At 66.3% G+C, this 11,844-nt stretch carries 12 protein-coding genes; 5 read left to right on the forward strand and 7 right to left on the reverse strand.

The annotated features are described in order from the left end of the window. Positions 1-44 precede the first annotated feature (44 nt). On the forward strand, positions 45-1,856 hold the full coding sequence (locus tag FHW94_RS02275; protein WP_168554155.1) for a methyl-accepting chemotaxis protein: 1,812 nt from the start codon (positions 45-47) through the stop codon (positions 1,854-1,856). Here the strand turns inward: FHW94_RS02275 and FHW94_RS02280 are convergent. Genes FHW94_RS02280 through FHW94_RS02295 form a run of 4 tightly spaced genes read right to left on the reverse strand, consistent with a single transcriptional unit; the run spans position 1,843 to position 6,151 of the window. Next, complete coding sequence (locus FHW94_RS02280; RefSeq protein ID WP_168554156.1) at positions 1,843-3,162, reverse strand: AarF/ABC1/UbiB kinase family protein; 1,320 nt, start codon at positions 3,160-3,162, stop codon at positions 1,843-1,845. The genes FHW94_RS02275 and FHW94_RS02280 overlap by 14 nt on opposite strands. After that, positions 3,159-4,343 carry an FAD-binding domain-containing protein gene (locus FHW94_RS02285; RefSeq protein WP_168554157.1) on the reverse strand — a complete coding sequence of 395 codons (1,185 nt, stop codon included), beginning with the start codon at positions 4,341-4,343 and terminating at the stop codon, positions 3,159-3,161. Before FHW94_RS02285 ends, FHW94_RS02280 begins: the two co-directional genes overlap by 4 nt. A gap of 48 nt (positions 4,344-4,391) precedes the next feature. Continuing rightward, positions 4,392-4,997: a DUF4328 domain-containing protein gene (locus FHW94_RS02290; RefSeq protein ID WP_168554158.1), complete on the reverse strand. Its 606-nt coding sequence runs from the start codon at positions 4,995-4,997 to the stop codon at positions 4,392-4,394. 53 nt (positions 4,998-5,050) lie between these two features. Continuing rightward, the gene (locus tag FHW94_RS02295) at positions 5,051-6,151 is read right to left on the reverse strand and encodes a branched-chain amino acid aminotransferase (RefSeq protein ID WP_168554159.1); all 1,101 of its coding nucleotides are present in this window, start codon (positions 6,149-6,151) and stop codon (positions 5,051-5,053) included. A 48-nt stretch (positions 6,152-6,199) separates the two neighbouring features. Between FHW94_RS02295 and FHW94_RS02300 the strand changes: the two genes are divergently transcribed. Next, a complete protein-coding gene (locus FHW94_RS02300) occupies positions 6,200-6,427 on the forward strand; it encodes a hypothetical protein (RefSeq protein ID WP_168554160.1) in 228 nt (75 codons plus the stop codon). 238 nt (positions 6,428-6,665) lie between these two features. On the opposite strand, the gene FHW94_RS02305 is transcribed toward FHW94_RS02300, so the two are convergent. Further along, a complete protein-coding gene (locus FHW94_RS02305) occupies positions 6,666-7,217 on the reverse strand; it encodes a hypothetical protein (RefSeq protein WP_168554161.1) in 552 nt (183 codons plus the stop codon). Between the two features lie 25 nt (positions 7,218-7,242). Between FHW94_RS02305 and FHW94_RS02310 the strand changes: the two genes are divergently transcribed. From FHW94_RS02310 to FHW94_RS02320, 3 genes are all read left to right on the forward strand, one after another. Next, the gene (locus FHW94_RS02310) at positions 7,243-8,079 is read left to right on the forward strand and encodes a TlyA family RNA methyltransferase (RefSeq protein WP_168554162.1); all 837 of its coding nucleotides are present in this window, start codon (positions 7,243-7,245) and stop codon (positions 8,077-8,079) included. 79 nt (positions 8,080-8,158) lie between these two features. Beyond that, the gene (locus FHW94_RS02315; protein WP_168554163.1) at positions 8,159-8,722 is read left to right on the forward strand and encodes a TspO/MBR family protein; all 564 of its coding nucleotides are present in this window, start codon (positions 8,159-8,161) and stop codon (positions 8,720-8,722) included. A gap of 90 nt (positions 8,723-8,812) precedes the next feature. Then, positions 8,813-9,091, forward strand: coding sequence for an accessory factor UbiK family protein (locus tag FHW94_RS02320; RefSeq protein WP_168554164.1), 279 nt, complete (start codon positions 8,813-8,815; stop codon positions 9,089-9,091). A 17-nt stretch (positions 9,092-9,108) separates the two neighbouring features. Here FHW94_RS02320 and FHW94_RS02325 read toward each other — a convergent pair whose 3' ends face one another. Continuing rightward, positions 9,109-10,443, reverse strand: a complete 1,335-nt coding sequence (locus FHW94_RS02325) for a PAS domain S-box protein (RefSeq protein WP_168554165.1) — start codon at positions 10,441-10,443, stop codon at positions 9,109-9,111. A 97-nt stretch (positions 10,444-10,540) separates the two neighbouring features. Continuing rightward, positions 10,541-11,749, reverse strand: coding sequence for an aminotransferase class I/II-fold pyridoxal phosphate-dependent enzyme (locus FHW94_RS02330; protein ID WP_168554166.1), 1,209 nt, complete (start codon positions 11,747-11,749; stop codon positions 10,541-10,543). Positions 11,750-11,844: the final 95 nt, after the last annotated feature.

The raw sequence follows: 11,844 nt of genomic DNA on the forward strand, positions 1-11,844 counted from the left end.
GCACTGCATCGGCCTGCCAGGTTGCAAGGACAAGGGTACGATACATGGCATGGGCAAGCGGGCTGGCGGGCAGGCTGGAAGACAAGTCGATCGATGCGCGGCTCAACATCCAGGCGCGCGCCGCGGTGATTTCCGCCGTCGTCGTGTTTGCCACGATCATCACCAGCTCGCTGTTCGCGCTGGACCGGCAGCGCCAGGCCCACATCTACAGCCAGCAGGCGGTCCGCGCCGCGATGCTCGAGAAAGACTTTACGTCGCTCGCGCGCGACGTGTTCCGCCATGCCGCGATCAACACGGCCGACAGCCGCAAGGATGTCGACGGCAATATCGGCGACATGAAGGATTCGATGGCGGCGGCAAAGGCCGAACTCGATGATTCCGAAGACGCCGTGGTGGATCAGGTGGGCCAGAAGTTCGAAACCTATATCGCCCTGGTCAACCAGGCCTTTGCCAATGGCCAGGTGGACCACGCCACGCTCACGCGGGCCGAGGCGGTGGGAGACGAACTGGACGACACCATCGAGAAGATCCGCAATCCGGTGATCGCCAAGGCCGAGGCCGTGGCCCAGCAGCAGACCATGCTGGCCTGGGTGACCCTGGCCGTGACCGGCGCGATCAGCCTGGTGATCGGCGCATTCTCGTTCCTGCTGGCGCGCCGGGTGCGCGGTTCGATCTCGGGTGAGCTGGGCGAACTGGCCAGCACCATCGCCCGCATCACCCAAGGCCACTACAACACCAGCGTGCCGTTCGACGATCGCCACGACGACATCGGCCAATTGGCCCGCGCCGCGGTGAACCTGCGCGAAACCAGCAAGGCGCGCGAGGAAGCCGATCACGAGATGCGCGAACTGGTCAATGCCATGGTCAGCGCGCTTGATCGCCTGGCGCAGGGTGACCTGACCGTCACGATGCCCCAGGTTTCCCCCGCCTTTGCCAAGCTGCGCACCGATTTCAACGGCGCGGTCAAGGCGCTGCACGATGCGATCAGCTCCGTTTCCATCGCCGCCGCGGCGATCGAGAACGGCGCGCGCGAGATCGACGCGGCCAGCGACGATCTGTCGATCCGGTCCGAAGCGCAGGCGGCCGATCTCAGCGCCGCCTCGGTCAAGCTGGGCGAAGTGACCGTGACCGTGAAGGACACCGCCAACAGCGCCACCGAGGCCGCCGGCGTGGTCAGCACGGCCGTGCGCGAAGCGGGCGAGGGCGGGCAGACCATCCGCGAGGCGGTGGCTGCGATGGGCAACATCGAAAAGGCATCGGACGAAATCAGCCAGATCATCAGCGTGATTGACGGGATCACGTTCCAGACCAACCTGCTTGCGCTCAACGCCGGGGTAGAAGCCGCGCGCGCTGGCGAAGCGGGCAAGGGCTTTGCCGTGGTGGCCAGCGAAGTGCGCGCCCTGGCGCAGCGTTCTTCCGATGCCGCCAGCCAGATTCGCAGCCTGATCGAATCCTCCGGCCGTGAAGTCTCGGGCGGGGTGCAACTGGTGCGCCGGGCGGGTGAGGCGTTCACCGCGATCGGCCAGCGCATCGCACAGATTACCGCGCTGGTCGAACGCATTCGCGACGGATCGGAAAACCAGTCGGAAAGCCTGGGCACGATCAACGTGGCGGTGAGCGGAATGGATCGCACCACGCAACAGAACGCCGCCATGGTGGAACAAGCCACTGCCGCGGCCAAGAGCCTGGCAACCGAGGCGCGCCAACTCACCGACCTGGTCGACCGGTTCGGCATAGAAAACCGCGCCAGCGCCTATCGCCCGGCCAGCGCGCCGTCACGGCGTGCCGCACCGGCCCCCGCCTATAGCGGCAACCTGGCGCTGGCCCATTCCGACGAAGGCTTCAACGAGTTCTGATCGCCTCTGCCGCCAGTTCGCGAATCGGCACATGTGCGCGCATGCGCACGGCCAGCAGGGCGGTCCCGCTGACCTTGCGCTGTACCAGCAGCGTCTGCACCGGCGGCACATGCCAGGCGGCACGGTCTTCCGCGATCGGGCGGCCGATCGTGCGCAACTGCTCCACAAAGCGGCGGTCTGAAAAATCCAGTGGGCCGGGCCGCGAAAGGTGCTCCATCAACACCGCGATCATCGCATCGATGCGCGTGCCGTGCCGCTCCAGCAGGGTGGGCGAAACGAAGCCCACGTCGAGAATCGCCGCGCGCAGGGCGGTGGGGTCTTCGGCCAGCCCGGCGGCCAGCACTGCGCGATAGGCAGCGGCCGTCTCGGGCGGAACGGCGCGGGCGGCGCCGAAGTCGAGCAGGACCAGCCGTCCGCTGTCGGGTTGCCAGCGATAGTTGGCAAAGTTGGGATCGGTCTGCATGAAGCCGAACACGAACAGTTCGCGCAGCACCAGGTCGAGCAGCGCCGCCAGTATGGCGTCGCGCTGGTCCTGGGCTGCATCGGCCAGCGTGTCGATCGGCCGCCCCGCCACGAAATCCATCGCCAGCACGCGGGTGGTGGTCAGGTCTTCCACCGGCGTGGGCACGACGAAGCGCGGATCATCGGCCAGCAGGTCGCGGTAGCGCCGCATATGTGCCGCCTCACGCACATAGTCGGCCTCTTCGTGCAACTGGTGCTTGGCCTCGGCCAGCAGGGGCGCGATATCGAGCGAGGCCGGCAGCAGGTTGGACAGGCGCAGCAGCGTGGCGACATTGTCCACATCGGCATCGATACTGCCGGCCACACCAGGATATTGCACCTTGATCGCCAGTTCGCGCCCGTCGGGCAGGCGGGCGCGGTGCACCTGGCCGATCGAGGCGGCGGCTAGCGGACGCGGGTCGAAATGGGCAAAGCGCCGGCGCCAATCGGCACCCCATTCCGCGTTCAACACCTTTTGCAGCTGGGTGGGTGGCATATGGTGCGCCGAATCGCGCAGCCGCGCCAGAATTGCGGTCAGTTCAGCCGGCAGCATGTCTCCGGCATCGAGCGAGAGCATCTGCCCCAGCTTCATCGCTGCGCCGCGCAGGCGGGACAATTGCTCCGTCACGCGCAGGGCATTGGCCGGGGTCAGCACCAGGTCGCCCAGTTGCGGCCGCTCGCCCCGCGCCAGCCGCCGCGCGCCTTCGGCCACGGCGCCGCCGGCCAGGCCACCCGCCAATTCGCCAAAGGCAGCCAGCCGGGCCAGCCGCCCGCTGGGCACCTTGCGTCCCGCGCTATCGCTCATGCCAGTTGCTTCAACAACGCGGGAATCTCCTGTTTCAGGGCAAAGAAACCGCGCCGGCAATGCGGCCAGACGGTCTTGTCCCAATGGCGCAGATGCTCGGCCAGCCCAAGGCCGGATGCCTGCAAAGTGGCTCTGATCGTGGGCAATGCATCGGCGAGTGGGCCTGCCGGGATATAACCGGTCACGATCTGGCGGGTTCCGGCCGCTTGCGCCGCATCGCCCAGGTCGGTCGGGCTGTCGATCCACTGCGCGGGGACCTGCCAGCGGTCTGCCGCGCGCGCCAGGCCATCGGTGAGGGCGGCGCGGTCGGCTTCGTTTAGCGCATGGCTGCGACAGGCCACGACACCGCGCAGCGGCAGGGCGGCGAAAGTCGCTTCCTGTTCCAGCCCGGCGTCCTCGGGCGTGATCCAGGCCAGCGCGGGCACCGCCGGATCGGGCGGCGTTACCGTGCGCCAGGGCGCGGCCGGAGGCGCGGCGGCTTCGACCGGGATGGTCGCCTGGGTGGCAAGCCCTTGAGGGGCAAAGCGGCCTCCGGTCATCGCAGCGATGCGCACGCCATCGGCCAGATAGGCCTTGCCCGCCGTGTGCAGGCCCGCCACCCACCGCCACGAGAGCGTGTTGGACGCCGGATCGCCGTCGCGCAGCCGGTCCAGCATATGCGCGGCGCCCAGTTCCCAAGGCAGGCCCAGCGTGAAGATCCAGATCGACGCCACCTGCATCCGCGCCCAGTTGTGCAGGTATCCCGTCTCCCCCAACTCGCCCATCCAGTGGTCGAACGCGTCGATCCCGGTGTGCCCCGCCACGGCATCGCCATGCCGCCCGGCCAGATCGGGATCGCGCAGCAACGCTTGGCGCGCCGCATCGCGCCCAGCCAGATAGCGTGTCCAGATCGCCGGGCGCTGCTCCAGCCAGCCTTTCCAATAAGTGCGCCAGAACACTTCGCTGATGAAACTGGCCGCTGCCTCTGGTCCGTGTTCGGCCCGGACGGCCTGCACCACCTCGCCTTCGCTGATCGTGCGCCGCCGCAGCGCCGCCGACAGGCGCGAGACGCGATCATGTTGCCCCGGCCCGCAATCGAAATTGCGCCCCTTGGCGTAGGCGGCGCCCGCCAGCGGCACGAACTGCGCCAGGCGGAAAAGCGCATCGGCGCGGGTGACGGGAAACGTGGGGGCACTGGCCATGTTCGGCCTATCGGCGCGAACGCCGGTGCGGGCGAGCCGTCCCTTAGGTCAGGCGAACACTGCTGCGTCGGCCAGCCCATGCTGCGCCGTGTTCACTTCGCGAATCAGCGTGCGTAGCGCCAGCGTGCTTGCGGAAAAAGTGGCCAGCGCCGCGACGGTGACGATCACGGCCACGCCTTTCGCTCCGCCACCCAGGGTTAGCGTGTCGGCTATCCGAAACAACACCGTACTGACGATCCAGCCGCCCCACCACAAACCCAGTTGCGAAGGGCTGGGCGCGGCAAAGCTGTCGGCCAGGCGGTGACTGTCGACCCAGATTTCGCGCAGCACCTGATAGGGTTTGAACAAATTGGCAATCGGCACCAGGAACCATATCCAGGCCATATGGGGCCCATGGTTCATGGCAATGCCCGCATCATGGAGGTTGGCATTGGCGCGATGGAACCAAAAGGCGACCATTATCGCGCACACCGGAAAGGCTACCAACAGCAACACGGCGAATAGGCCGGCGATAGCTGGGGGCAACCCGACTTCCACCGTGCCAATCGTCAACACCATCAGGATGGCCGTTGTTGGCAACAGCCACGAAAGCGCCCGCGTCAGTCGATCCAGCCGGAACCGGCCTTGTTCCAATGTCAATTGTGCCATGTGCATCCCCCGCCTTTTCCCACGGGAATAGGCAGGGGTACGCGTGACGGCAAGCGCGATCAGGCGATCTGCTTGACCCAGCCGTGGCTGTCGGCGGCCTCGCCGCGCTGGATCGCCACCAGGCGCTGGCGCAGCTTTTGCGTCAGTTGACCAGGGCCGCCCGAGCCGATGACGAATTCGCCATTGTGGTCGGCCACCTTGCCCACCGGGGTGACGACGGCGGCGGTGCCGCAGGCAAAGGTTTCGACCAGCTTGCCCGAGGCGGCGTCGGCGCGCCACTGGTCGAGGCTATAGCGTTCCTCGCGCACGGTCAGGCCTTCCTCGCGCGCCAGCGCGATCAGGCTTTCGCGGGTGATGCCCGGCAGGATCGTGCCCGACAGCGGCGGGGTGAGGATCGAGCCATCGTCGAACGCGAAGAACAAGTTCATGCCCCCCAGTTCCTCGATCCACTTGTGCTCGGCCGCGTCCAGGAACAGCACCTGGTCGTGGCCACGGGCAAAGGCTTCGGCGGTGGGCACCAGGCTGGCGGCATAGTTGCCCCCGCACTTGGCCGCGCCGGTGCCGCCCGGCGCCGCGCGGGTATAGTCGCTCACCCAGATCGACACGGCGGGCGAGCCCGACTTGAAATAGTTGCCGGCGGGACTCGCGATGACCATGAAGCGATAGGTCTTGGCCGGGCGCACGCCCAGGAACGCTTCGGACGCAAACATGAAGGGACGCAGGTAGAGCGAGCCGCCTTCGACCGTGGGGAACCAGTCGCGGTCGGCCAGGACCAGCTGCTCCACGGCTTCCACGAACAGCGCTTCGGGGATTTCGGCCATGGCCAGGCGCCGCGCCGATGCGTTGAAGCGCGCCGCGTTGGCTTCGGGACGGAACAGGGCGATGCCGCCGTCGGCCAGGCGATAGGCCTTGAGCCCTTCGAAGATTTCCTGGGCATAGTGCAGCACGGCTGCCGCCGGATCGAGCGCGATCGGGCCATAGGGCAGGATCTGTGCGTTGTGCCAGCCTTCCGCCTCGGTCCAGTCGATGGACACCATGTGGTCGGAAAACTTGGTGCCGAAGCCGGGATTGGCCAGTACCTGCGCGCGCACCTCGGCCGCAGCCGGCGCGGGGTGGGGAACGCGGGTAAAGGTCAAAGCAGGCGCGGCGGTGGTCGCCATGGCACAATCATCCTTGCACAAAAGGGAACTGGGCAAAAACAGGAATCGGTGATTCGCCCGTTGAACGATTGTTGCGCCAATGGCAAGGAAAAAGAAATAAATGTGAAGGGCCGCCTCGGCAATCCGAAGCGGCCCTTCGCATGGTCAGCGGCCGGAAGTGCCGCTCACGAAGCCTTTATCACTGTGCTGGAAATCAGTGATAATGCCTCGCGCTGCGGAATGCCGACCTCTCTGCTGAACCATGAGACATCGGATCACCTCCTTTCGCGCTGTTGAGCCAAAGTCGCTGCCCGGGGCGTTCCGAACAGCTGGGCCAGGAGGGTTTTCCATCCGCTCACCGGCCTTGTGATCTATGTGCGCAATTGATCGCCAAACAACAAGACTTGCATTCAATTATTTTGCCGTCAAAATCGCTGCTTCGTGCCGGTATCCAGGCGGATTTGAACCGATCTGCCCGGCGGTTTCGCTGCGGCTTTGCGCCCCCAATGTTCGGGCTTGCGTGCCCGCTTGGCAATCAGCGGCAATCTTCCACCACGCGGCCCACTTCGGCCCAGGCCGGCAGGATCAGCGTGGGCAACCCGTTGACTTCCACCATGAAGCGTCCCCGGCTGAAGGCCATGGCATCGAGCAGATTGTCGCGCGCCGGCAGCGTGATCACCAGCGCCGCCGGGCCAGCCGGCGCGGCGCTGAGTGCGCGCTGCTGGCTGGTGGTGGTGATGGCGGCGGGCACGGGCTGCGTGGCGCTGCCCGCGATCGTCAGGGCAACCTGGCCCTGGCGGCATTCCATCGCAAAGACCGGGCCCGCGCCGGCCATGCCGAATTGCGCCTGCCTGGCGGCATAGCGCCAGGTGCCCGGTGTTTGCGGCTGGTCGCGCCAATCGAGCGGCGCGCTGGCCACGGGCGGCGGGGCGGGTTGCGGTGGTGGTGGCGGTGCCTGGCGGACAGGCGCGGGCGGGATCACGGCCTGCGGCGCGCAGGCCGTGGCCAGCGCGGCCAGTACGGCCACGATCAGGGAATTTCGCGGCGGAGAAATGCGCCCTTGCCGGGCGGCGCGGTTGATCTTCATGCCCGGCTTATGGAAGGAAGCGTGCGTGACCACAACCCGAACCCCTTCGCCCGATCCGGCAGCCCGTGCGCAATCGTCGGTCAAGGCCCCGGCCAAGACCAAGCCCGCGCCCAAAACGCGCGTGGACCAGTTGCTGGTGGAGCGTGGCCTGGCCGAAAGCCGCGCCCGCGCGCAGGCGCTGATCCTGGCGGGCCTGGTCTATGTGGGCGAGGCCAAGGTGGCCAAGGCCGGCCAGACCGTGCCTGCCGATGCCGCGCTGGATGTGCGCGGGCGCGATCACCCCTGGGTTTCGCGTGGCGGGATCAAGCTCGCCCATGCGATCGACCATTTCGGCCTCGATCCGGCGGGCGTTACGGCGATGGACATCGGCAGCTCCACCGGCGGGTTTACCGACGTGCTGCTGCAAAAGGGCGCGGAGCACGTCTTTGCGGTGGATTCGGGCACCAACCAGCTGGCCTGGAAATTGCGCCAGGACCCGCGTGTCACCGTTCTGGAGCAAACCAGCGCGCGCATTCTCACGCCTGCCCACATCGATCGCCCGGCCACCTGGGTGGTGTGCGATGCCAGCTTCATCGCCCTTGCCAAAGTGCTGGAAGTGCCGCTGGCGCTGGCAACCCGGCCCACGCGGCTGGTGGCGCTGATCAAGCCGCAATTCGAAGTGGGCCGGGCCGAAGTGGGCAAGGGCGGCGTGGTACGCGATCCGGCGCTGCACGCGCGGGTCTGCGGCGAAGTGCGCGAATGGCTGGAAAACGCTGGCTGGGACATCCAGGGGATCGTCGAAAGCCCGATCACCGGGCCAGAAGGCAACGTAGAATTCCTTATATCTGCGTTTCGGAATGAGATTCCCTCGCCAATTGCCTAGAGCCACGACACTTGCCATACCGAACCACGGAGCCGGGTTCACCGGAACCAATTGCTTGAGGCAGACGTAAAACCACACCATGCGTTATCTTGCTTCGCCCGCGCAGCTTCGCGCCAGCCTCGTGCGCTGGTCGCTCTTCACCATCCCCCTGGTGCTGGGGCTCGGCTTCCTGTCGGGCCGGTCGGCCGGCAGCGGGCCAAGCAACCCGTGGTTTGCCGCGCTGGTCAAGCCGGCGACGTTCCCGCCGCCTGCCACGTTCGGCATCGTGTGGAGCGTGCTTTACCTGCTGATGGGGCTGGCTCTGGCGATGATCCTGGCCGCACGCGGCGCGCCCGGGCGGCCCGGCGCCGTGGCGGCCTTCGTGGTGCAACTGCTGCTCAATCTGTCGTGGAGCCCGGTGTTCTTTGCGCTGCACCGCATGATGATCGCCCAGGGCATCATCCTGGCGATGATCCCGCTGGTGGCGCTCACCATCTTCCTATTCTGGCGGGTGCGCCCGGCCGCGGCCTGGCTGCTGGTGCCCTATCTGGCCTGGATCTGCTTTGCCGCGTTCCTCAATTTCCAGTTCATCCAGCTCAATCCCGATGCCGATGGCGCGGCCGTGCCGCAGTCGACGGTGCATATCGATTTCGGCCAGGGGTAATTGGCCTGAGATAATTGCAGGTGGCGCTTGCGGTTCGCGGGCGCCCGCACCATGTAGGCGGCAAGATTTCCAACCCCAGGATGGGCCGCCATGCAGACCGAAAACCCGATGATCGCTGATTTCGTCAAGGTGCTCAACAGCGCCGCGGGCACGCTGGCCGGCCTTGGCCGCGAAGCGGGCGAAACCGCGCGGGAAAAGGCGCGCGAAGTGTTCGGTGGCTTCGACTTTGTCAGCCGCGAGGAATTCGCCGCCGCCAAGGAAATGGCCGCCACCGCACGCGAAGAAGTCGAAACGCTCAAGGCCCGGATCGCGGCGCTTGAAGCCCGGCTGGCCGGCGACGCACATCCTGCCGGCGAAGGGCAGGGCTGACGGCCCTGTTGCCTGCGTTATGACGCCAGGGTGCGGGCCAGGGTGGCATCGCACTCCAGGCGCCAGGCCAGGCCATCGGGCGCATAGTCCAGCGTCACGTCGGCTTTCAGGCTGCGCGCCGGAATGTGCCGGATCAACGTGGTGCCAAAGCCGGAGTTCTGCGGCGGCTCCACGCGTGGGCCACCGCGCTCGCGCCATTCCACCACAAAGCGATCGCCGCGCTCTTCCCACCAGAGCCAAACCTGGCCAGTGCCCTGGGACAGCGCACCGTACTTGAGCGCGTTGGTCGCCAGCTCGTGCAGCGCCATGCCGACGATTTCAGCCGTTCGTGGCGATAGCAGCAGGTCGGGTCCGCAGACCTTGACCAGGGCCCGGCTGTCGCGGTCCAGGATCGCCAGTTGCGCATCCACCAGTTCGGCCATGGGAATGTGTTGCCACCCGCGCCGCACCAACAGGTCCTGGTTTGCCGAAAGGCTGGCCAGGCGGTTTTCGAAGCGGGCCAGGAAATCGGGATCGCTGCCACCCGATCGGCGGGCCAGCGCCTGAACCACGGCCAGCATGTTTTTGGACCGATGGTTCACTTCCATCAGCAGCAGCCGGATCTGCTCTTCCTTTTCCAGCATTTCCGTCACGTCGGTGTTGGTGCCGAACCAGTTGACGATCTGGCCGGTATGGTCGCGGATCGGCTTGGCCCGTGACAGGAACCAGCGATAGGCGCCATCGCGCCCACGCAAGGGAAAGGTGTCTTCCCATTCGCGTCCGGCGGCCAGGTCGTCGTGGAACTTGGTCATCACGCGATCGACGTGGTCGGGATGGTGCACCGGCACGTGGTTGACCAGCGAATCCGCTTCGGTCAGCCCCGTGTAATCATACCAGCGCTTGTTGAACCAGATCAGGCTGCCATGTGGATCGGTAACCCAGGCCAGCTGTGATATGTTGTCGGCCAGCATGCGCAGGCGGTGTTCGCGTTCTGCCAGGGCAGCCTCGGCGGCCTGGCGTTCGCTCACATCGCGCACGATCTTGCTGGCGCCCACCACCGTGCCATCGGCATCCAGGATCGGCGAAATGGTCAGCGAGGCGCAAAACCGCGTGCCGTCCTTGCGCTGGCGAATCGTTTCAAAGGTCTTGACCCGTTCACCGCGCGCGATGCGGGCGATGATGCTGTCTTCTTCGGTCTGGCGATCGGCGGGGATGAGCTTGCGGACCGATTGCCCGATCATCTCATCCTCGGTGAAACCGAAGATGCGCGTGGCGGCGGGATTCCAGGAAAGCACGATGCCCACCAGCGACTTGCTGATGATGGCATCGTCCGATGATTGAACGATGGCCGAAAGATGGGCTTCCGCCAGCAATGGTACGCTCCGGTCTATAGCCCCGCCCGGCGCACTTGTAAGCGCTTGGCGGAGCAATTCAATGGCCAGATGCGTGCCGTGGGCTGGCGGTTTCGGCTCAAAGCCCCGCGGCTTTGAGCGCCTGGTCCAGGTCCTCGATCACGTCGTCCGGGTCTTCCAGTCCCACGTTCAGGCGCAGCATGCCTTCGCCCACGCCCATGTCGGCGCGGCCCTCGGGGCCCACGCCATGGTGGGTGGTGGTGGCGGGGTGGCACATCAGCGAACGCGAATCGCCGATGTTGTTCGAAATGTCGATCAGCTTGAGCGCGTCGAGCAGGGCATGCGCCTGGGCCCGCCCACCATCGAGCACGATCGAAAAGATCGTGCCGCCCGTGCTCATCTGCCGCATCGCCAGGTCATGCTGGGGATGGCTCGCCAGGCCTGGGTACAGGATCGTGGGTACGCGCTTTTCCACGAATTCCGCCACTTTCTGGGCATTCACGCTTTGCCGATGAATGCGCAGGTCCAGCGTTTCGAGGCCCTTGAGCACGACCCAGGCGTTGAACGGCGCCAGGTTGGGGCCGGTGTTGCGCTGGAACGGCAGCAGCTTGTTCTCGATGAAATCGTGGCTGGCGCACACTGCGCCGGCTAGCACGCGGCCCTGGCCATCCATCATCTTGGTGGCCGAATAGGCCACCACGTCGGCGCCGAATTCCAGCGGGCGTTGCAGGGCATAAGTGGCAAAGGCGTTGTCCACCACCGTGGTGATGCCGTGCGCCTTGGCCAGGCCGCAGACATATTCCATGTCCACGATGCCCAGCGTCGGGTTGGCCGGTGTCTCGAAAAAGAACACTTTGGTGTTGGGCCGGATCGCGGCTTCCCACGCGGCATTGTCGGTCGCGTCGATCAGGGTGCCTTCCACGCCAAAGCGCGGCAGCAGGCTTTCCACCAGCCAGCGGCACGAACCGAACGCCGCCTTGGCCGCAACGATGTGATCGCCGGCCGAAAGCTGGCAGAGCAGCGCCGTGGTCATCGCCGCCATGCCGCTGGCCTGGGTGCGGCAGCTTTCCGCCCCTTCCATCAGGGCGATGCGCTCTTCCAGCATGGCCACGGTGGGGTTCTGCAGGCGGGAATAGGTCATGCCGTCCTGCTCGCCGGCAAACCGCGCGGCCACGGTGGCGGCGTCGTCATAGGTATAGCCAGAGGTCAGGAACAGCGCTTCGGACGTTTCGCCCATTTCCGAACGCCAGGTGCCACCGCGCACGGCCTTGGTGGCCGGGCGCCAGGATTGGGTGATCGAGCGGTCTTGTCCGGTTGCGCGTTTCATGGCGCGCAGCCTTAGTTAACAGGGGCGGCGCGCGCAAGGCATTGCACGGGCGGGGGCCATTGCACAGGGTTGCCGATCTGGCGTATCGCGCGCCT

This window comes from Novosphingobium sp. SG720 (genome assembly GCF_012275365.1).
GTDB classification, from domain to species: Bacteria; Pseudomonadota; Alphaproteobacteria; order Sphingomonadales; family Sphingomonadaceae; genus Novosphingobium; species Novosphingobium rhizosphaerae.

Excerpts from the sequence above, each read along its gene's own strand:
- FHW94_RS02330 (WP_168554166.1), bottom strand. The coding sequence starts at position 11,749 with ATGAAACGCGCAACCGGACAAGACCGCTCGATCACCCAATCCTGGCGC.
- FHW94_RS02290 (WP_168554158.1), bottom strand. The coding sequence starts at position 4,997 with ATGCACATGGCACAATTGACATTGGAACAAGGCCGGTTCCGGCTGGAT.
- FHW94_RS02320 (WP_168554164.1), top strand. The coding sequence starts at position 8,813 with ATGCAGACCGAAAACCCGATGATCGCTGATTTCGTCAAGGTGCTCAAC.
- FHW94_RS02315 (WP_168554163.1), top strand. The coding sequence starts at position 8,159 with ATGCGTTATCTTGCTTCGCCCGCGCAGCTTCGCGCCAGCCTCGTGCGC.
- FHW94_RS02295 (WP_168554159.1), bottom strand. The coding sequence starts at position 6,151 with ATGGCGACCACCGCCGCGCCTGCTTTGACCTTTACCCGCGTTCCCCAC.
- FHW94_RS02285 (WP_168554157.1), bottom strand. The coding sequence starts at position 4,343 with ATGGCCAGTGCCCCCACGTTTCCCGTCACCCGCGCCGATGCGCTTTTC.
- FHW94_RS02275 (WP_168554155.1), top strand. The coding sequence starts at position 45 with ATGGCATGGGCAAGCGGGCTGGCGGGCAGGCTGGAAGACAAGTCGATC.
- FHW94_RS02305 (WP_168554161.1), bottom strand. The coding sequence starts at position 7,217 with ATGAAGATCAACCGCGCCGCCCGGCAAGGGCGCATTTCTCCGCCGCGA.
- FHW94_RS02280 (WP_168554156.1), bottom strand. The coding sequence starts at position 3,162 with ATGAGCGATAGCGCGGGACGCAAGGTGCCCAGCGGGCGGCTGGCCCGG.